General features: G+C 67.7%; 19 protein-coding genes. 10 read left to right on the forward strand and 9 right to left on the reverse strand.

Annotation, left to right across the window (positions count from 1 at the left end; all coding sequences use genetic code 11):
- The first annotated feature begins 28 nt into the window (after positions 1-28).
- Positions 29-919: a branched-chain amino acid aminotransferase gene (locus M9945_RS11815; RefSeq protein WP_367930746.1), complete on the forward strand. Its 891-nt coding sequence runs from the start codon at positions 29-31 to the stop codon at positions 917-919.
- Between the two features lie 222 nt (positions 920-1,141).
- Positions 1,142-1,444 (forward strand): hypothetical protein, encoded by a 303-nt coding sequence (locus M9945_RS11820; RefSeq protein WP_367930754.1) that lies wholly within the window; start codon positions 1,142-1,144, stop codon positions 1,442-1,444.
- Between the two features lie 179 nt (positions 1,445-1,623).
- Here the strand turns inward: M9945_RS11820 and M9945_RS11825 are convergent, their stop codons facing one another.
- The gene (locus tag M9945_RS11825; protein ID WP_367930684.1) at positions 1,624-2,253 is read right to left on the reverse strand and encodes a PAS domain-containing protein; all 630 of its coding nucleotides are present in this window, start codon (positions 2,251-2,253) and stop codon (positions 1,624-1,626) included.
- Positions 2,254-2,664: 411 nt separating this feature from the next.
- Between M9945_RS11825 and M9945_RS11830 the strand changes: the two genes are divergently transcribed.
- Together M9945_RS11830 and M9945_RS11835 are read left to right on the forward strand one after the other, a co-directional pair.
- The gene (locus M9945_RS11830) at positions 2,665-3,351 is read left to right on the forward strand and encodes a rhomboid family intramembrane serine protease (RefSeq protein WP_367944829.1); all 687 of its coding nucleotides are present in this window, start codon (positions 2,665-2,667) and stop codon (positions 3,349-3,351) included.
- A 104-nt stretch (positions 3,352-3,455) separates the two neighbouring features.
- The gene (locus M9945_RS11835; RefSeq protein ID WP_367930685.1) at positions 3,456-3,887 is read left to right on the forward strand and encodes a CBS domain-containing protein; all 432 of its coding nucleotides are present in this window, start codon (positions 3,456-3,458) and stop codon (positions 3,885-3,887) included.
- A gap of 59 nt (positions 3,888-3,946) precedes the next feature.
- Here the strand turns inward: M9945_RS11835 and M9945_RS11840 are convergent, their stop codons facing one another.
- On the reverse strand, positions 3,947-4,204 hold the full coding sequence (locus M9945_RS11840; RefSeq protein WP_367930686.1) for a YjhX family toxin: 258 nt from the start codon (positions 4,202-4,204) through the stop codon (positions 3,947-3,949).
- Between the two features lie 308 nt (positions 4,205-4,512).
- Here M9945_RS11840 and gatB point away from each other — a divergent pair, with 308 nt between their 5' ends.
- Complete coding sequence (gene gatB / locus M9945_RS11845; protein WP_367944645.1) at positions 4,513-6,012, forward strand: Asp-tRNA(Asn)/Glu-tRNA(Gln) amidotransferase subunit GatB; 1,500 nt, start codon at positions 4,513-4,515, stop codon at positions 6,010-6,012.
- 7 nt (positions 6,013-6,019) lie between these two features.
- A complete protein-coding gene (locus M9945_RS11850) occupies positions 6,020-6,520 on the forward strand; it encodes an N-acetyltransferase family protein (protein ID WP_367930688.1) in 501 nt (166 codons plus the stop codon).
- Positions 6,521-6,529: 9 nt separating this feature from the next.
- Here the strand turns inward: M9945_RS11850 and M9945_RS11855 are convergent, their stop codons facing one another.
- Positions 6,530-6,991, reverse strand: coding sequence for a hypothetical protein (locus M9945_RS11855; RefSeq protein WP_367930689.1), 462 nt, complete (start codon positions 6,989-6,991; stop codon positions 6,530-6,532).
- A gap of 157 nt (positions 6,992-7,148) precedes the next feature.
- Here M9945_RS11855 and M9945_RS11860 point away from each other — a divergent pair, with 157 nt between their 5' ends.
- Both M9945_RS11860 and M9945_RS11865 read left to right on the forward strand, forming a co-directional pair.
- The gene (locus M9945_RS11860) at positions 7,149-7,544 is read left to right on the forward strand and encodes an NADH:ubiquinone oxidoreductase subunit NDUFA12 (protein ID WP_367930690.1); all 396 of its coding nucleotides are present in this window, start codon (positions 7,149-7,151) and stop codon (positions 7,542-7,544) included.
- A 104-nt stretch (positions 7,545-7,648) separates the two neighbouring features.
- Complete coding sequence (locus tag M9945_RS11865; RefSeq protein ID WP_367944646.1) at positions 7,649-8,086, forward strand: DUF2155 domain-containing protein; 438 nt, start codon at positions 7,649-7,651, stop codon at positions 8,084-8,086.
- Positions 8,087-8,101: 15 nt separating this feature from the next.
- Here M9945_RS11865 and aat read toward each other — a convergent pair whose 3' ends face one another.
- The 5 genes from aat to M9945_RS11890 all read right to left on the reverse strand — a co-directional run bounded on the left by aat (position 8,102) and on the right by M9945_RS11890 (position 13,053).
- Complete coding sequence (aat, locus tag M9945_RS11870) at positions 8,102-8,719, reverse strand: leucyl/phenylalanyl-tRNA--protein transferase (RefSeq protein WP_367944647.1); 618 nt, start codon at positions 8,717-8,719, stop codon at positions 8,102-8,104.
- A 17-nt stretch (positions 8,720-8,736) separates the two neighbouring features.
- On the reverse strand, positions 8,737-10,080 hold the full coding sequence (gene accC / locus M9945_RS11875; RefSeq protein ID WP_367944648.1) for an acetyl-CoA carboxylase biotin carboxylase subunit: 1,344 nt from the start codon (positions 10,078-10,080) through the stop codon (positions 8,737-8,739).
- A 14-nt stretch (positions 10,081-10,094) separates the two neighbouring features.
- Positions 10,095-10,568, reverse strand: coding sequence for an acetyl-CoA carboxylase biotin carboxyl carrier protein (gene accB / locus M9945_RS11880; protein ID WP_367930694.1), 474 nt, complete (start codon positions 10,566-10,568; stop codon positions 10,095-10,097).
- A 273-nt stretch (positions 10,569-10,841) separates the two neighbouring features.
- A complete protein-coding gene (locus M9945_RS11885; RefSeq protein WP_367944649.1) occupies positions 10,842-11,645 on the reverse strand; it encodes a DsbA family protein in 804 nt (267 codons plus the stop codon).
- Positions 11,646-11,670: 25 nt separating this feature from the next.
- Positions 11,671-13,053: a M48 family metalloprotease gene (locus tag M9945_RS11890; protein ID WP_367930696.1), complete on the reverse strand. Its 1,383-nt coding sequence runs from the start codon at positions 13,051-13,053 to the stop codon at positions 11,671-11,673.
- Between the two features lie 129 nt (positions 13,054-13,182).
- Here M9945_RS11890 and M9945_RS11895 point away from each other — a divergent pair, with 129 nt between their 5' ends.
- Positions 13,183-14,328, forward strand: coding sequence for a pyridoxal phosphate-dependent aminotransferase (locus tag M9945_RS11895; protein ID WP_367944650.1), 1,146 nt, complete (start codon positions 13,183-13,185; stop codon positions 14,326-14,328).
- A 339-nt stretch (positions 14,329-14,667) separates the two neighbouring features.
- Here the strand turns inward: M9945_RS11895 and M9945_RS11900 are convergent, their stop codons facing one another.
- Positions 14,668-17,565 (reverse strand): Rne/Rng family ribonuclease, encoded by a 2,898-nt coding sequence (locus M9945_RS11900; RefSeq protein WP_367944651.1) that lies wholly within the window; start codon positions 17,563-17,565, stop codon positions 14,668-14,670.
- 680 nt (positions 17,566-18,245) lie between these two features.
- Here M9945_RS11900 and M9945_RS11905 point away from each other — a divergent pair.
- Positions 18,246-19,427 carry an N-acetylmuramoyl-L-alanine amidase gene (locus M9945_RS11905; RefSeq protein WP_367944652.1) on the forward strand — a complete coding sequence of 394 codons (1,182 nt, stop codon included), beginning with the start codon at positions 18,246-18,248 and terminating at the stop codon, positions 19,425-19,427.
- Positions 19,428-19,611: the final 184 nt, after the last annotated feature.

Raw genomic sequence — 19,611 nt, forward strand, 5'->3', positions numbered from 1 at the left:
GGGCTTTTCGCCCCCTAGGGAGACATAAATGGCATCCGTTCCTTTCGACCAGCTCGATGGTCATATCTGGATGAATGGCGAATTCGTCAAATGGGCGGACGCCAGGATTCACGTGCTGACCCACGGCCTGCACTATGCCAGTTCCGTGTTCGAGGGTGAAAGAGCCTATGGCGGCGAGATCTTCAAGCTGACCGAGCACAGCCAGCGGCTGCACGATTCGGCGAAGATCCTCGGCTTCACGATTCCCTATTCGGTGGCCGAGATCGACCAGGCCTGCCGGGACCTCCTCAAGATGCAGGGCTTCACTGATGCCTATGTCCGCCCGGTCGCCTGGCGCGGCTCGGAGATGATGGGCGTCTCGGCGCAGAACAACCGCATCAACTGCGCCATCGCCATCTGGCAGTGGCCGAGCTATTTCGACCCCGAGCAGCGGCTGAAGGGCATCCGCCTCGACGTCGCCGAGTATCGCCGCCCCGATCCGCGCACCGCGCCGTCGAAGTCGAAGGCCGCCGGCCTCTACATGATCTGCACGCTGTCCAAGCATGCGGCCGAGTCGAAGGGCTATGCCGACGCGATGATGCTCGACTGGCGCGGCCAGGTAGCCGAGGCCACCGGCGCCAACATCTTCTTCGTCAAGGACGGCAAGCTGCACACGCCGAAGCCGGACTGCTTCCTCGACGGCATCACCCGCCGCACCGTCATCGACCTCGCCAAGCGCCGCGGCATCGAGGTGATCGAGCGCGCGATCATGCCGGAGGAGCTGGACGGCTTCGAGCAGGCCTTCCTGTGCGGCACGGCCGCCGAGGTGACGCCGGTGGCCGAGATCGGCCAGTGGACCTTCACCGTCGGCGACATGACCAAGGCGCTGATGAACGACTACATGGCGGAAGTTCAGCCCAAGCGGGCCGCCGCCGAGTAACCGCGAAAGCCCCGCCGCCAGGGGCGGGGCGTTCCGGCCGATGCGCCTGACGGCGGCCCGTTCCCATCGCGGGGCGGGCCGTTCGTTCATCCCGGACCCGCTCGTTCGCGGGACTGTTGTCCCCGGCTTTGTCCGCGCCGGATTCCATTCCCCCTTTGACTTTGGTCAATTTTAGGCATTCCATCCGCAGGCCGACCGCCGGAGTCGGCTTTTCCGGAGGGAATTTCAGTGGACGCTCTTCTTCCAATCATCATTCAGGTCATTTCGGGTGTGGTCGGCGGTCAGGCCGTCGGCGCGGCCATCAAGACGGCCGCGATGGGCCAGCTTCCCAAGCTGCTCAGCGGCGCTATCGGCGGCGTGGCCGGCGGCCAGATCCTCGGCGCCCTGCTCGGCGGCGGCGGCGCGGCGGCCGATGCGGCGACGGGCGGCGGGCTCGGCGGGCTGCTGGGCGACGTGCTCGGCGGCGCCGGCGGCGGCGCGCTGCTGACCGGCATCGTCGGCGCGGTTCTCAAGAACAAGGGCTGAGCTTCAGCCTTCATGTGCAAAGGGGCGGTCTCGAGCCGCCCCTTTTTTCATGCGCGCAAGCCTTGCGGCATTGCGGCTAGAGCATTTTGCAGCCGGACAGAATCGTCCGGCGTCGCATAAATGCGGCTAAGGAAAGAAGCTGAGCAGCGGAAGCTGCGTTCGTCAGAACGCCCGCTGCTCTAGCCGTCCCGTCCTCCCTCGAAGACGACGAGATGCTTGATTCGGCGGCCGCCTTCGCCGTCCGCACTGGCATCGAGATGGTCGGGCATCAGCGAGGGGCCGTCGATCGTCGGCCGCTCGGCGAGGAACAGGCGCTCGTGGTCGGGGTCGACGACGCGCAGCGTGTCGATCCGGCTCTCCGTCAGGGGATCTGCGCCCAGCCAGTAGGGCCTCTCGACCGGGACGATGCAGCCGAGCGCGCGCAGGCTGCCATATTCGCCGTGCAGCGGCAGGAGCACCATCTCGAACGGGGCCGCCTTGCCGCCCGCCGTCACGCCCTCGAAGGTGACGGCGACGACCGCGTTGTAATGGAACACCGAATAGGCATGGCGCGAAATGATACGCTGGTCGCGACGCGACCACAGGAGAGGGAAGGCATAGCCCTTCAGCTCCCGGCCATGGGCGGCGCACAGGCGCGTGCCGGCCAGCCGGAAGATCGCCTCGCCGCGCGCGTCCTTCTCCAGAATGAATGTGTCGGCCAGCAGCGACTTGATGTCGGCGGGCTCTATCTCGGTCCGTTGCGGCGCGGGCCTTTCTCCGCGCAACCTGTCCCAGTACCGGAACAGGGCAATCGTTCCTTTTTGTTTCATACCCTCAGCGCCCCCTGTCCCATGGTGTCAGACGTTCCATGGGTGTGTCTCATTGGCGAACAGAAGCCCCGACGCGCGGGACCTTCTTGCCTCACCATGCACGGGCCATGCCACCCCCGTTAACCGTTGTTCACGGCTTTCCGTTTTATTAAGGTTAACGAAAGCTTTACGTTGCGAGCGGCCGTGGCGCGTGGCACGTCTTGGCCATCAAGAGGGGAGCGTCCGTACCACAGCACACGGCCGCGATACATCTCAGGGGTGAGCAGGGGGCTCGACCGAAAGCCGTCCGGGGCGCGAAAGCCGCCGTCCCGGACGGCTTTTCATTTGACCGCCCCTCTGATAGCCCTCCTGCCGATGAGCGACTACCAGCACGACCCTTCCGCGCAGGACGATTCGCCGCGCCACGATCCGATGCCTGTGCCGCGCGAGCGGGCGCGCGAGCCGATGTTCAACCTGCCGGGCGTCGTCATCGCGCTGATCGTCGCCTGCGTCGGTGTGCATCTCGTCCGTGTCTGGCTGCTCACGCCGCAGCAGGATTTCGAGGTCATCCTGCGCTTCGCCTTCATCCCGCTGCGCTATTCCGGCGACTACCTGCTCGACGCGGACGCTTTCCTCGCGCCGCTGACCTATGCGTTCCTGCACGGCGGCTGGGGGCATCTCGCGGTCAACACGATCTGGCTCGCCGCCTTCGGCTCGCCGCTCGCCAACCGCATCGGCGCGGTGCGCTTCCTGCTGTTCTGGGCCGTGACCTCGCTTGCCGCGGTGGCGCTGCACTATGTGCTGCATCCTTCCGAGGCCGTGCCGCTGGTCGGCGCGTCGGGGGCGATATCGGGAATGATGGGGGCCGCGGCGCGCTTCGGCTTCCGCATCGACCGCAGCGGCGGCCGGGCCGCCTTCGCCGGGCGCATCCTGTCGATCCCGCAGGTCTTCGCCTCGCGCATGGCGGTCACGTTCCTCGCCATCTGGTTTGCCGTCAACTTCGCCGCCGGGTTCGGCTTCGGCGCGCCGGACGACGGCGGAACCATCGCCTGGGAGGCGCATATCGGCGGCTTCCTCGCCGGTTTCCTGCTCACCCGGGCCTTCGACAGGGCGCGCTGATACTCCCTTGAAAAGTATCGGTCTTCGGCGCACCATGCTTATGCGGCGGGGAGGCAGGCCGGCCATGCGATATCAGCATGCGCCACCAACCGGAGGAGCGCGCAATGACTGTGAAGTCGATCCTTGACGAGAAGGGCCGCGACGTCGTCACCCTCGGCCCGGATGTGACGCTGGCCGACGCGATCGGCCTTCTGGCCGAGAAGCGCATCGGCGCGGTGGTGGTGACGGACGGCGACGGCCGCATCCTCGGTATCCTGTCGGAGCGCGACATCGTGCGCACCATCGGCCAGGCCGGCGCGCAAGCGCTCGACCTGCGGGTTTCCGGAGCGATGACGGCCAAGGTCACGACCTGCCGCGAGACCCACACCGTCAACCACGTCATGGAAGTGATGACGCGCGGCCGCTTCCGCCACCTGCCGGTGGAACGGAACGGCCGGCTCGACGGCATCGTCTCCATCGGCGACGTGGTCAAGCGGCGCATCGAGATGGTCGAGCGCGAGGCTGACCAGATCCGTGAATACATCGCCACCGCCTGACGATGGGGGCCGGTGAAGCGCCCGCCGGTGGGACGGACACTTCGAAGGCGGGCTTCCGCTCAGCGGTTGTCGGGCCGCGCCCGCACCAGCGCGAGGCCGCGCCGGGTGATGCGGTACGGCCCGCCCTTGCTGGAGGCGATGGCCGCGCGGCGGCGCAACCGGCGGAACAGCCCGATGTCGAAGCCTGCGTGACGCCAGTTGTCGCGGGTGTGGCAGTGGGCGGCTTCGATCCGCCCCTTTTCGTCCTTTTCGACGACGATCCATCCGCCCTGTGCGAGCAGATGCAGGATGCGCTGTTCGGCGCGCGTGATGTCCATGATGTGAATCCGGAAAAACCGGGCCTGGAAAGGCCACAGAAGATCGTGCCGTCGCTTGAAGCGGCAGCGGTTCGGTTTTTCACGCCCTGACGGTCGAAACGAGCGTCAGGGCCTCAGCGGGACTCACATGCGTGGCGCATAAACCACCTTTCGTTCGAAGCGCCGATATAGGGGCCTTGCGGCCGCATGCCAAGACTTGCCCGCGCCCGATCCCGCGCAGCGCTTGCATGCGCGCGCGGATTGATCTAGCGAAAGCCGTATCCCGAAGCGGTGCCAGACGGCCGATTTCCACAACCTACCGGATTGCCATGACGATCATCGACACGCGCACGCCCGATCCCAAGCGTCTCATCCCCGGCGCGACCGGCGACTGGGAAATCGTCATCGGCATGGAGGTCCATGCACAGGTCACGTCGCAGTCGAAGCTGTTCTCCGGCGCGTCCACCGCCTTCGGCGCCGAGCCGAACGCCAATGTCAGCCTCGTCGACGCGGCGATGCCCGGCATGCTGCCGGTGATCAACGAGGAATGCGTCAGGCAGGCGATCCGCACCGGGCTCGGGCTCAAGGCGCAGATCAACCTGAAATCGGTGTTCGACCGCAAGAACTACTTCTATCCCGACCTGCCGCAGGGCTACCAGATATCGCAGTTCAAGCAGCCCATCGTCGGCGAGGGCGTGGTCAGGGTGTCCGTCGGGCCGGACCGGCAGGGCAATTTCGAGGAGATCGACATCGGCATCGAGCGCCTGCATCTGGAGCAGGACGCCGGCAAGTCGATCCACGACCAGCACCCGACCATGTCCTTCGTCGATTTGAACCGCTCGGGCGTCGCGCTGATGGAGATCGTCTCCAAGCCCGACATGCGCTCGTCCGACGAGGCCAAGGCGTACCTCACCAAGCTGCGCACCATCATGCGCTATCTCGGCACCTGCGACGGCAACATGGACGAGGGCTCGATGCGCGCCGACGTCAACGTTTCGGTGCGCAAGCCCGGCGGCGCCTTCGGCACGCGCTGCGAGATCAAGAACGTCAACTCCATCCGCTTCGTCGGCCAGGCCATCGAATACGAGGCGCGCCGCCAGATCGGCATTCTCGAGGACGGCGGCTCGATCGACCAGGAAACGCGCCTGTTCGACGCGGTGAAGGGCGAGACGCGCTCGATGCGTTCGAAGGAAGAAGCGCACGACTACCGCTATTTCCCCGATCCCGACCTTCTGCCGCTCGAATTCGACCAGCCTTACGTCGACGCGCTGGCCACGGACCTGCCGGAGCTGCCCGACGACAAGCGCGCGCGGCTGATCGAGAAGCTGGGCCTCTCCGCCTACGACGCCTCGGTGCTGGTCTCGGAAAAGGCGATCGCCGACTATTTCGAGAAGCTCGCCGCCGGCCGCGACGGCAAGGCGGCCGCCAACTGGGTCATCAACGACCTCCTCGGCGCCTTGAACAAATCCGGCAAGGACATTGAATCGACTCCGGTTTCGCCCGACCAGCTCGGCGCGATCATCGACCTGATCAGGGAAGGCACCATCTCGGGCAAGATCGCCAAGGACCTGTTCGAGATCGTCTGGACCGAGGGTGGCGACCCGCGCGCCATCGTCGAGACGCGCGGCATGAAGCAGGTGACGGACACCGGCGCCATCGAGAAGGCCGTCGACGAGGTGATCGCCGCCAACCCCGACAAGGTGGCGCAGGCGCGGGAAAAACCCTCGCTCGCCGGCTGGTTCGTCGGCCAGGTGATGAAGGCGACGGGCGGCAAGGCCAACCCGCAGGCCGTCAACGACCTCGTCAAGGCGCGGCTCGGCATCGAGTAGCGGCCGGGTGTTCGTCCGCACCGCCTCGGCGCGCGACCTGCCGGCGATCCGCGCGCTGCTCGTCGCCACATGGCACGACACCTATGACGGCATCTACGGCGCCGAGCGGGTGACGGCGATCACCGACGAATGGCATTCGCTGCCGGCGCTGGCCGCGCGGCTCGAAAGGCCGGGCTCGGAGTTCCTCGTCGCAGACGACGGTGCCCGCGTAGGCGGCGTCGCCTTCGCGGCGATGGGCGACGACGGCGCGAGCGTTTCCCTGCAACAACTCTATGTCCTGCCCGAGCTTCAGGGCAGGGGGATCGGCGGGCTTCTTCTCGACGAGATCGAAGGCTGCTTCCCCGAGGCCGCCCGCATCGAGGCCGAGGTCGAGGAGAAGAACGCGAGGGCCATCGCCTTCTACCGGGCGCAAGGCTTTGCCGAGCGCGCCCGCCGCAGCGTTTCCGGCGCGGGCGGGGCCGCGATCGACGTTCTCGTCCTCGAGCGCCCCATCGTCTGGGCGGATTGAGGCCTGCGCTCAGTCCGCCTCGTCGACGAGGATCTCGTTGCCTTCCTCGTCCCACAGCACGGCGACGACGCACGCCTCGATGTTCTGGCGGTAGGCGAGGTCGCACAGCACCTTGCCGCCGGCGAGCGCCGCCTCGCGCGAGGGCCATCCGCAGCTGTATTCGCTCCAGTGGATGCCTTCCCTGTGCATGAGACCGACCGCAACCGACCAGCCGGACGGGTAGCACCAGGCGACGGGCGCGCATTCCCCGGCATCGCCGCCGTTCTCGACGCAGTTCCGCTGCGCGCAGGCGATGGTTTGCGCCGCATCCTCGCCCCGGCACATGCCGCTGCCCTGCTCGGGCGCGTAGGAAAAGGCGATGCCCTTCTGCTGCGCCTGCGCGGCAACGGGAAAGGCGAGCCCGAGCGCGGCGGCGAGGATGAATGCGGCCGGCCGCGCCGGCAGCCGGGATACGCGGCGGAGCGATGGCATCGCGGGTCTCCTTTCCGAAGATATTCCCTTGCGTCAGGCCGGACGATGCGTCATCGCCAAACGCGGCGCAATCGAATTCGCCGCACCGCCGCCGCTTGCAAAGCCGGCCCCGTGGCGGCATAAGGCACTGACGGCGGCTGGACGGCCGGAGGAATCGATGAAAGCCTTTCTCGCGCAGTTCTTCACATGGTGGAGCGGACAGACGCTCGGAACGCGCTTCCACACCTGGCGCCACGGCACGCGCGTGGGCGAGGACGAATTCGGCAACGTCTATTACGAGGGCGGCACCGATTCGGACGGCCGCACCCGCCGCTGGGTGATCTATAACGGCTATTCCGAAGCCTCGGCCATCCCGCCCGGCTGGCACGGCTGGATCCATCACCGCGTCGACACCCCGCCGAGCAAGGAAGACTACCGCCCGCGCGAGTGGCAGAAGCCGCACATCGCCAACATGACCGGCACCGCGGCCGCCTACAGGCCGAAGGGCTCGGTGCTCGGCACCGGCGAGCGCCCGCGCGTCAGCGGCGATTACGATGCATGGACGCCGTCCTGAACGTCGGGAAAATCGGCGGCCTGGCGATGAACCGCTTGTCTCGCCACATTTCCCGTCTATGCGGTGGTTATTCACCTGACGCCGGAACCGGACCTTCCCGCCGCATGGGCAACGACCAGATCATGACGTTTCACTTGTGCCGCCGTGTCGCGGCGGGCGTTTTCGCCGCGCTGGCGCTTTCCGTGGCGCCGGCCGCCGCCGAGCGCCTCTCCAACCCGGTCGCCGAGTTCACCGGCGTCGACAAGATCACCGGCCGCATCATCACCTTCGACGTCTATATCGACGAGACGGTGCAATTCGGCGCCTTGCAGGTGACGCCGCGCGTCTGCTGGTCCTCGCCCGAGACCGAGGAGCCGAAGACGGACTCCTTCGTCGAGGTCGACGAGATCACGCTCGACCGCAAGATCAGGCGCATCTTCACCGGCTGGATGTTCGCCGAAAGCCCCGGCCTCAACGCCGTCGAGCATGCCGTCTACGACGTGTGGCTGAAGGCCTGCAAGCAGCAGTCGGACGTTCCCCCGCCCGAGGCCGCCACGAACTGAGGCCTCACGAGGCGCTCAAGGCGCGAACTCGGCCTCGCCCTGCAAGGCCTCTTCCAGCATCGTCTCGTATTTCGCCCGCGGCACGTCGACCGCGCCGAAGCGCTTCAGGTGCTCGGTGGTGAACTGGGTGTCGAGCAGCACGAAGCCGCGCGCCCTCAGCCGCTCGACCAGATGGGCGAGGCAGACCTTCGAGGCGTCGCGCTCGCGCGAGAACATGCTTTCTCCGAAAAAGGCGCGTCCGAGCGTCACGCCGTAAAGGCCGCCGACGAGAGCGCCGTCCCGCCACGCCTCGACCGTGTGGCAGTAGCCACGGGCGAAGAGTTCGCCATAGGCTTCGCGGATCGGCTGGTTGATCCAGGTCGAGGGACGGGCCTCGCGCGCCTCGGCGCAGCCGTCGATGACGCCGGAATAGTCGCTGTCGAAGCGGATGTCGAAGCGGGCCTGCTGGATCGTCTTCCTGAGGCTCTTCGGCACATGGAACGCGTCGAGCGGGATGACGCCGCGCATTTCCGGCCGCACCCAGAACACCTCCGGGTCGTCCGCGCTTTCGGCCATCGGGAAGACGCCGTTGGCGTAGGCGCGCAGCAAGAGGTCCGGCGCGATACGATCTCCCGGCGCGAGAGGCCGTGTCATCCGCGCCCTTTCTTCCGCTACTCGCTTTTTTCGAGGTATTTTTCGAGCCAGTGGATGTCGTAGTCGCCGTTAGCGATGTCGCTGTTTCCGATGAGGTCCCGGAACAGCGGCAGGGTTGTGTTGATGCCGTCGACGACGAACTCGTCGAGCGCGCGGCGCAGCCGCATCATGCATTCGACGCGGTTGCGGCCGTGGACGATCAGCTTGCCGATCAGGCTGTCGTAATAGGGCGGGATGCGATAGCCGGAATAGACCGCCGAATCGACGCGGATGCCCAGGCCCCCCGGCGTGTGGTAGTGGGTGATGGTGCCGGGCGAGGGCGTGAAGGTCCTCGGGTCCTCGGCGTTGATGCGGCACTCGATGGCATGGCCCTGGAAGCGGATGTCTTCCTGTTTCATCGACAGCCCGCCGCCCGAGGCGACGCGGATCTGCTCGTGGACGAGGTCGATGCCGGTGATCGCCTCCGTCACCGGATGCTCGACCTGCAGGCGCGTGTTCATCTCGATGAAGTAGAACTCGCCGTTCTCGTAGAGGAACTCGATGGTGCCGGCCCCCGAATAGCCGAGATCGGCGATGGCGCGGGCGCAGATGCCGCCGATCCTCGCCCGCTCGGCCGCGTTCAGCGCCGGCGAGTTCGCCTCCTCCCACACCTTCTGGTGGCGGCGCTGCAGCGAGCAGTCGCGCTCGCCCAGATGAACGGCGTTGCCCGCGCCGTCGCCGACGATCTGCACCTCGATATGGCGCGGCTTCTCCAGGTACTTCTCGATATAGACGGCGTTGTCGCCGAAGGCCGCGCCCGCTTCCGAGCGCGCCGTCGCCAGCGCCACGGCCAGCTCGCCTTCCGAGCGCGCCACCTTCATGCCGCGCCCGCCGCCGCCGGCCGAGGCCTTGATGATGACGGGATAGCCGATCCCGGCGGCGATGCGCTTGGCCTCGCCCTCGTCGGAGACCGCGCCGTCCGAGCCCGGCACCACCGGGATGCCGAGGCGCTTGGCCGTGCGCTTGGCCTCGATCTTGTCGCCCATGGTGCGGATATGGTCGCCCGACGGGCCGATGAAGACGATGTTGTGCGCGGCGAGGATGTCGGCGAACTTGGCGTTCTCCGACAGGAAGCCGTAGCCGGGATGGATCGCGTCCGCGCCGGTGATCTCGCAGGCGGCGACGATCTGGTGGATGTTGAGGTAGCTGTCGCGCGAGGGCGGCGGGCCGATGCACACGCTCTCGTCGGCGAGGCGCACATGCATGGCGTCGGCGTCGGCGGTGGAATGGACCGCGACGGTCTTGATGCCGAGCTCCTTGCAGGCGCGCAGCACGCGCAGCGCGATCTCTCCGCGATTGGCGATCAGGATCTTCTGGAACACCGGGCCCGCTCCCGTCACTCGATGACGACCAGCGGCTCGCCGAACTCGACGGGCTGCGCGTCCTCGAACAGGATGGCCGTGACCGTGCCAGCGCGCGGCGACGGGATCTGGTTCATCGTCTTCATCGCCTCGATGATCAGCAGCGTCTGGCCTTCCTTGACCTTCTGCCCGACCTCGACGAACGGCGTGGCGCCGGGCGCCGGCGCGCCATAGGCGGTGCCGACCATCGGCGAGGGCACCGCGTTCTTCGACACGTCCGCAACCGCCGGCGCGGCCGCAGCGCCAGCGCCAGCCTGCGCGGCGGGCGCCGGCGCGGCAGCCGCAGCGACCGGCGCCGGCGCATAGGCCTGCACCGGAGCCGGCGTGCGCGAAACCCGGATGCGCAGATCCTCCTGCTCGACCTCGATCTCCGTCAGATTGGTCTCGTCCAGTATCCCCGCCAAATCGCGGATCAGTTGCTGGTCAATCCCGGATCGCTTCGTCGACATCTCTTCCCGTCCCTTGGTTGTTCTTCCGCCCGCCAGATCGTGGCGCCTCCGGCTCAGCCCGTCATTCCCGCATTCCCGAAGGCCGGCTACGGAAGCGCGGCCCGGGGCGGGCAGGTCGGTCTGGCGAAGGCGGCCTCGGGCACGAACGAATTCCTGCCTCACGCACACCGCGCACCTCTATAAAGGGCATATGCAGCGAGGCAAAGAGCGCAAGTGCGTTCTTTTCATGTCCACAGACGATGTGGCCCGCCCGCACGCATCGGGGGACGATCATCAGTTCTGCGCGCGCGCCAGCTCGACCTTTTCCTTCAGCACCGCCTTGCCGAGCGCGCCGAACACCACCTCCTGCCCGACGACGTAGGAAGGCGTGCCGGTGATGGCCAGTTGCTGGGCGAGCTCATAGGTCTCGTTGAAGGCGTCGGCGATGGCCGGGTTCTTCATTTCCTCGCGCAGCGCCGCCTCGTCGACGCCGAGCGCGAGCGCCGCGGCGATGGCGGTCGCCTCGGTGGCGCGGCCGCCCATCAGCAGGGTGCGGTGGAAGTCGCCGTACTTTTCCGGGGCGAGGGTGCGGAACGCCATCGAGACGATATGCGCCTTCTGCGAATCCGGGCCGAGGATCGGGAACTCCTTGAGCACGAAGCGCAGGTCGGAATCGTCGGCCACCAGCGCGGCCATGTCGTCATAGGCGCGCTTGCAGAAGCCGCAATTGTAGTCGAAGAACTCGACCACCGTGGTCGATCCCTGAGGGTTGCCGACGACGCCGTCATAGGCGGCGTTGAAGATCGCGTCCGAGGAATTGCCGATGGCGTCGAGCAGGGCGAGTCGCTGCTCCTCGCGCTGGCGGTCCTCCAGCTCGGCCTGCATGTCGGTCAGGATTTCCGGGTTCTGCAGCAGGTAGTCGCGCACGATCGCCTCGACGTCGCTGCGCGAGACCGCGCGGGCGAGCGACGGCTGCGCCTCGCCGGCGCCGTAGGGCGCGGCATTGAGGTCCGAGCGGTTCCCGGCGACGAAGCCAGCGGCGAGCATGGCGAAGGAGACGGCGACGCCGGTGATGCCGAGGGCGATGGCCTTGCTCATGGAACTGTCCTCAAATCTGCGGCCGTCAGCGGCCGGGTTGCCGGTAATTGATGATGTCCTGCGCGCGCACCCAGGAGGGCGACCCCTTGGCAAGCTTCTGCTGCGCGCGCGCGGCGAAGTTGCGCGCCTCGCGCGTGTTGCCGGAATAGAAATGGCCCTCGGCGGTCGCCAGCTCCGCCTCGCCGACGTCGCCGAGCTGGCCGTAGGCCTGGGCGAGGTAGCGGTAGCCGGCACCGTATTCCTTGGCCCGCGACAGGCCGGACTTCAGCTCGTTCACCGCCTTGCGCAGGTTCTCGGGCTTGCCGGTGGCCATCAGCGCCTGGCCGTAGCCGATCTGGATGATGCCGGACTTGCGCGGGTCGTTGCGCATCGCCGCGGCGAACGCCTCCGCCGCCTCGGCCGGCCGGCCGGCCTTCATCAGGACCTCGCCGCGAATCTCGTGGAAATACGGGTTCTTCGGCGCGGCCTTGACCAGCGCGTCGATCTTCGGCACGGCGGCGCGCGCATTGCCCGACAGCATGGTGCCGATGGCGTCGGCGTAGAGCGCCGGGACGCTGCGCGAGGTGCGGCCGAACAGGCGCGAGGCGGCCGCCTGGCCCTGCGTATAGGCCGCGATCTTGGCGCGCATCAGATCGTGGCGCTGCTGGAGCGCCGGCGGGTCCGCGCGCTCGAAATTCTTGCTGGCCCGCGCCAGCGTCTCGAGGTTGGCGATGCGCTCGCGCGGGACGGGATGGCTGATCTGGTAGGGATCGACCCGGACGCCCGACAGCGCCATCGAGCTCGCCAGCCGCTCGAACGTCTTCAGCATGCCGCGAGCCGATTGCCCGGTGCGCTCCAGATAGGTGATCGCGGAGCGGTCGGCCGTCGTCTCCTCGGTGCGCTGGTAGGCGAGCACCGAGCGCCGCGCCGCTTCCACGCCGCCGACCATGACGCCGGCGCCCGATTGCGCCAGCCCGCCGGTTCCGGTCGCCGCGCCGGCGGCGGCCGCGCCGGCGCCGAGCAGGGTGGCGATGACCGCCATGGTCTGCGCCCGCGAAAGCTGCTCGCGCAGGCGCTGCTGGTGGCCGCCGGCGATGTGGCCGGCCTCGTGCGCCAGGACGCCTATGATCTCGTTCGGCGTCTCCGCCATCAGGAGCGCACCGGTGTTGATGAAGATGCGCCGCCCGGTGACGAAGGCGTTGAAGGACGGATCATTGACGAGGACGATCTCGATGCCCGACTTGCCGAGGCCGGCGGCTTCGAGGATCGGTCGCGCATAGTCGGCAACCAGCGCCTCGATCTCGGCGTCGCGCACCACCGATATGCCGCGCTGGGCGGCAGCCGGCGAAATCGGCGGCAGCGCGAGCGCGACGCACAGCGCGGCGGTGGCGGCGAAACGGGGGAGGGTTCTCGAAAGCACAGACAGCATTGTGAGACACAGCTAGCCGACAGCGGGAACGGTGAAAAGCCACCGCGCGAACATTCATCAACTTGTGATCCCCATATCTTTCGGGCATTTGTGCGGCGCATCCCGTTCAAACAGCCGGAAGGACCAGATATGGCGGTCGCCGTTTCGAAACGCAGCGCGGTCAAGCCGTTCCATGCCATGGACGTGCTGGCCGAGGCGAACAGGCTGAAGGCGGCCGGCCACCCGATCGTCTCGCTCGCCGTCGGCCAACCGTCGGATCCCGCGCCGGCGATCGTGCGCGAGGCCGCCGCCGCGGCGCTCGCCGGCGGGCGCATCGGCTATACCGACGCGCTCGGCCTCGCCGATCTGCGCCGGGCGATCGCGGACCATTATCGCGACCACTACCGGGTCGAGGTCGAGCCGGCGCGCATCGCGGTCACCACCGGCTCGTCGGCCGGCTTCAACCTTGCCTTCCTCGCCATGTTCGATCCCGGCGACCGGGTGGCGATCACGGTTCCGGGCTATCCGGCCTATCGCAACATCCTCGCCGCGCTCGGCATCGAGGCGGTCGAGATCGGGCTGGAGGGGCAGGGGTTCCTGACTGCCGCGCTGCTGGAAGCCGCGCATCGCGAGAAGCCGCTGAAGGGCGTGCTCTTCGCCAGCCCCGCCAACCCGACCGGCGCGATCATCCCCGACGCCGAGCTTGCCCTCCTGGTCGAGGCGGCGCGCGCCATGGGCGTGACGGTGATTTCCGACGAGATCTATCACCGTCTCGCCTATGCCGGGCAGGACAGGACCGCGCTGTCGCTGGGCGACGACGTGACGGTGATCAACTCCTTCTCGAAATATTACTGCATGACCGGCTGGCGCATCGGCTGGATGGTGCTGCCGGAAAGGCTGGTGCGGCCGGTGGAGCGCATCGCCCAGAGCCTCTATATCTCCGCGCCGGAGCTGTCGCAGGTCGCGGCCGCGCGCGCCTTCGAGGCGACGGACGTGCTCGAGGTGGTGAAGGACCGCTACCGCGCCAACCGCGCCCTGCTCGACGCGGCGTTGCCCGAGCTTGGCCTGCCGCTGGCCGCGCCGATGGATGGCGGCTTCTACGCCTATTGCGACGTGTCGCGCCACACCAACGACAGCATGGATTTCGCCCGGCGGCTGCTCGCTGAATGCCATGTCGCGGCGACGCCCGGCCTCGACTTCGACACCGCCGAGGGCAGCCGGTTCATGCGCTTCTCCTATGCCGGCAGCGAGGCTGACGTGGCGACGGCGCTCGAACGGCTGAAGGGTTGGCTCTAAAGCGCGTCGCGCCTTATGTGCATTGCCGGCGCCGCCTGCGCTGCCCCTCATCCGGCTGCCGCCACCTTCTCCCCGTGAACGGGGAGAAGAAAACCATCATCCTTGCTTTCGCCAATCGTAAGTGCGGCAAAGAAGATGTAGGCGTCGCGGCATCCCTTCTCCCCGGTCACGGGGAGAAGATGCCCGAAGGGCGGATGAGAGGCAACGCGAGCGCTCGAAGGCCGCGCTCCCCCAGAGCGTGAGACGCGACGCGCTTTAGCTGAAGCTGGAAATGAAGAAACCGGCAAAACTGCCGGTTTCTTCTGCGTTTGATGGATCAAAGCCTCGGGCGGCAGGGGCTCAGAAGAACCCCTTCCGCTGCCACCATCCGCCCTTGCGCGGCTTCTCGCCTTCGGCGCTCGCGGCCGGGCGTGAGGAGGTGACGACCGGCTCGGCCGGCGCGCGGGGCGCGGCGGGTTCTTCCTCGACCTCGACGGTTTCCACCACCTCGGCGACGGAGGCTTCGGCAGGTTCGGCGGCGGCTTCCGCCACGACCTCGCTGACAGTCGCCGCCACTTCCTCGGCGGCTTCGGCCTTCGCCTTGGCCGTGCTCTTGCGGCGCGGGGCGCGCTTGGGCTTGGCAGGCGCTTCCTCGGCTTCCTCAGCCGTAGGGGCGTCGTCGAGAACCGAGACGGCCTCGACCACTTCCGGGTCTGCCGGCGGCTCGACCTCGATGGGCTTGGCCTTGCGCGGCGCGCGCCGGGCGGGCTTCTTCTTCGGCGCTTCCTCGGCCACGGCGTCCTCGATCTCCGCGACCTCGGCGACGACGTCGTCGGCCGGTGTCGCCTCGATCGCCGCCTGCGCGGCGAAATCGACGATCGCGGTCTCACCTGCTTCCTGCGCGCCGTCTTCCGCGGCACCGGCCTCGTCGCCCGCCTCGTCGCGGCGATTGCGGCGGCCGCCGCGCTTGCCGCGCCGCCGCTTCTTGGGCTGCCCGTCCGTGTCCTCGTCGGTGCCGGCCACTGTCGCGCCGGCCTCGTCGTCGTCCGCCTCGTCGTCGGCAGACCCGGAGATCGCCGCGCTTTCCTCGTCAGACGCGGTCGCCTGCTGCTCGCCCTGCGCGGGCGCGCCGTCGCGGTCCTTGCGCCGCCGGCGCCGCCGCTTGCGCTTGCGCTGGCCGTTGCCGTCCTCGCCGTCGGCCTGGCGGGCGGCCTGCTGCGGGCGCGCCTCCTCCTCGGCCTCGTCGTCCGCTTCCTCGACGATATCGTCAATCTCGTCCTCCGGCTCGTCCGGATAGACGGGCGCCGCGGCCGGCACGAAGCCGGCGGGACGCTCGGCGATCTCGCCCTTGACGACGACGTAGTGCTGCGCGCGTACGCTCTCGTCGGCCTCGACGGTGATGGTGAGGCCGAAGCGGTTCTCGAGGTCGGCCAGCGTGCTGCGCTTGTGGTTGAGCACGTAGATCGCGGTCGAGGTCGGCGTCTTGACGGTGATGTGGTTGCGCGAATCCTTCAGCAGGAATTCCTCGACGGCGCGGATGACCAGCAGCGCCACCGACGATTCCGAGCGCACATGGCCGGTGCCGCCGCAATGCGGGCACACCTGCATCGTCGATTCGAGCACCGAGGCGCGCAGGCGCTGGCGCGACATTTCGAGCAGGCCGAAATGCGAGATCCGGCCGACCTGGATGCGCGCCCGGTCGTTCTTCAGGCAGTCCTTAAGCCGCTTCTCGACCGCACGGTTGTTGCGGTTTTCCTCCATGTCGATGAAGTCGATGACGATCAGCCCGGCGAGGTCGCGCAGGCGAAGCTGGCGCGCGACTTCCTCGGCCGCTTCCAGGTTGGTCTGGAGCGCCGTGTCCTCGATCGAGTGTTCCTTGGTCGAGCGTCCGGAGTTGACGTCGATGGCGACCAGCGCCTCGGTCTGGTTGATGATGAGGTAGCCGCCCGACTTCAGCGTCACCTGCGGCTGCACCATCCTGTCGAGCTGCGCCTCGATGCCGTTGCGGGCGAAGATCGGCACCGTCTCGCGATAGGGCTGGACGACCTTCGCGTGGCTCGGCATCAGCATGCGCATGAAGTCCTTCGCCTCGCGATAGCCGTCATCGCCGGCGACGAGGATTTCGCTGATGTCCTTGTTGTAAAGGTCGCGCACCGAGCGCTTGATCAGCGAGCCTTCCTCGTAGACGAGGGCAGGGGCGGTCGATTGCAGCGTCAGCTCGCGGACATTGTCCCACAGCCGCATCAGATATTCGTAGTCGCGCTTGATCTCGGCCTTGGTGCGGCTTTCGCCCGCCGTGCGCAGGATCACGCCCATGCCCTGCGGCACTTCGAGGTCCTTGACCACGTCCTTCAGGCGCTTGCGGTCCGCCGCGTTGGTGATCTTGCGCGAGATGCCGCCGCCGCGCGCCGTGTTCGGCATCAGCACGGAATAGCGGCCGGCGAGCGAGAGGTACGTGGTCAGCGCCGCGCCCTTGTTGCCGCGCTCTTCCTTGACGACCTGGACCAGCAGGATCTGGCGGCGCTTGATGACCTCCTGGATCTTGTACTGCTTGCGCTGCGGCCGGCGGCGCTCGTGGACCTCCTCCAGCGCGTCGTCGGCCCCGACGGAGACGACCTCGTCGTCGCCGTTGCCGTTGTCGTCGCCGCTGTCGCTGCCATTGTCGTCGTCCGCGCCGGCGCTGTCGCCGGTTTCGGCGATCTCCTCGGAGACGACGTCCCCGGCCACCGATTCGGCCATCGCCGGGCCGTTGCCCGCGTCGTCCTCGTCCACGACGACCTCGGCGACCGCGTCTTCGGCGGCGGCCTCGTCGTCCCCGTCCTCGGGGGCGGCTTCCGCCTCATCGGCGGTCTCGCTGGCAGCAGCCGCCTTGCCGGCGTCGCTGGCCCGGCCGCGTCCACGGCCGCGCCGGCGGCGCTTGCCGTTGCGGCGCTCCTCGTTCTCCTCTTCCTCGTCCTCCTCGGCCTGCGCCTCCTCGGCCTCGGCGCGCAGCAGCGCCTGCCGGTCGGCGACGGGGATCTGGTAGTAGTCGGGGTGGATCTCGGAGAAGGCGAGGAAGCCGTGGCGGTTGCCGCCATACTCGACGAAGGCGGCTTGCAGCGAAGGCTCCACCCGCGTCACGCGGGCGAGGTAGATATTGCCTTTGAGCTGCTTCTTGTTCTGTGATTCGAAGTCGAATTCTTCAATCCGGTTGCCGCGAACGACGACAACCCGGGTCTCCTCCGGGTGGGAGGCATCGATAAGCATTTTGTTGGGCATAATGTCTTGTCTCCCCGGCGCGGGCGGAAAGACGACGCCGTGCTGTCGCGCGGCCGTGTCGTGCGTTTCCGGAAAACGCGCCGGATGATGGGGCGTTCGCTGCGCGCGGCCGGGACCGGCCAGCCATTCCGGCCGCGGCCGTGACGGCGCGGTTTCTTCCGGGCTGGGGCATGGTCGGGCTTGCGATCATCGCGCTACATGCGAACCGTTTCTAAAACCAAGGTCCGCTCCGACGGACCCGCTGATGTGCTCGTACCGAGCCGGCGCGGCCGGGGGCCTTGCCGTTTTCCTCACGCCAGGAACGCACCGCGCAGCGGACGCGACCTGCAAGAAAATTCGTCGGAAACACCGCTACCGGAATCGGTCGGGCCTCGAACGCCGCGAGGCTGATCTTCTCTGCCAGAGCGAAGAAGCATGCGGCAGGCTTGAACGATCACGGACATGATGGTGATCCGACAACGCTTTTATGATCTGGCGCAGGCCGTGGCAACCCCCGATTCATGCGCCGGCGTCGCGCGGCGATGGCGCCGGCCCGGATTAAAGAGTTGCTTAACCATGCGGCGTTACTTCTCCTTAAGAGTACGAACCCGGTCCTGTCGACCGCCAGCCGATGGAACGCCATGCAGACGAATCCCTGCCGGTTTTGCCCCATACTGGTCTGCCGGGCAGGGCTTTCGGCATTGATCTTTCTCGCAGTGCTGCTCGCCGCCTTCGCCGCGCGGGCCGACGACCTGCTCCATGCCCGCGGCTACAAGATGGCGGGTGACGCGGCGCGCATGCGAATCGTCGTCAACTTCAACCGCGATCCCGAATTCCGCTGGTTCGTGATGAAGGCGCCGCACCGCCTCGTCGTCGACATGCCTGAGGCCGGCTTCTCGTTCGATGCCGACGATCTTTCCGCGCGCGGCATGGTCGCCTCCGTCGATTACGGCAATCTCGGGCAGGGGCGCTCGCGCATCATCGTCTCGTTCGACGGCCCCTTCTCGGTCGAGCGCCTCGACATCCTCGCCAACGAATCCGACGGCGGTTTCCGCCTCGTGGCCGACATCGCCGCGTCTTCCGACGCGGCCTTCGACCGGGTAATGGCCGAGCAGGTCGAGACCACGGCCTCGACCCGCACCACGCCCAAGGCCGATCGGCTGGGCAAGATCGCCGCGCCCGGCGACCGGCGGTTCCGGGTGGTGGTGGACCCCGGCCATGGCGGCGCCGATACCGGCGCGGAGGGCGAGACGGGGACGCAGGAAAAGACGATCACCCTGGCTTTCGCGCTCGAGTTGAAGCAGGCGCTGGAGCGCAGCGGGCAGTTCGACGTGTTCCTGACCCGCGACAGGGACCTGTTCCTGCGGCTCGACGAGCGGGTGCGAATCGCCCAGAGCCACGAGGCGGACCTGTTCATCTCGATCCATGCCGACGCCATCCGCCTGAAGAACGTGCGCGGCGCGACGGTCTACACCGTCTCCGACAAGGCCTCCGACGCCGAGGCCGCCGCAAAGGCGATCCGCGAGAACCTTGCCGACGCCATCGCCGGCGTCGCGGTCGAGGAGGAGAATCAGGAGGTCGCCGACATTCTCGCCGACCTGATCCGCCGCGAGACGCAGAGCTTTTCCATCCGCTTCGCCCGTTCGCTCGTCGGCGAGCTTTCGACGGCGATTCGCATGATTCCGACCAATCCGCACCGGTTCGCCGGTTTCCGGGTGCTGCGCGCACCGGATGTTCCTTCCGTCCTGCTCGAGCTCGGCTATCTTTCCAACGCCCAGGACGAGGCGCTGCTGCGCGACCCCGAATGGCGGGAAAAGGCGGCGCGCGGCATCGTCGAGGCGATCGGCGTCTTCGCCGCCGCGCGGCAGGGGGCAGGGGGGTGAGCCCCTCGCCGAAAGGCGCGCCGCCGTTGCCGCCGCCGTTGCCACGGGGCCACAGGCGGTATTTTATTGCAGGAATCACGACAAGGCGCTTTCCTGTCGCCGCAATTTGCCCACAAGGGCGACCGAAAAGGAATTCGGACGCGGAAGGATGCGCGCCTTGCGGGCGCCGCATAGCTTCGGGTCG

This window comes from Aquamicrobium sp. (assembly GCF_023954335.1).
Lineage (GTDB): Bacteria > Pseudomonadota > Alphaproteobacteria > Rhizobiales > Rhizobiaceae > Aerobium.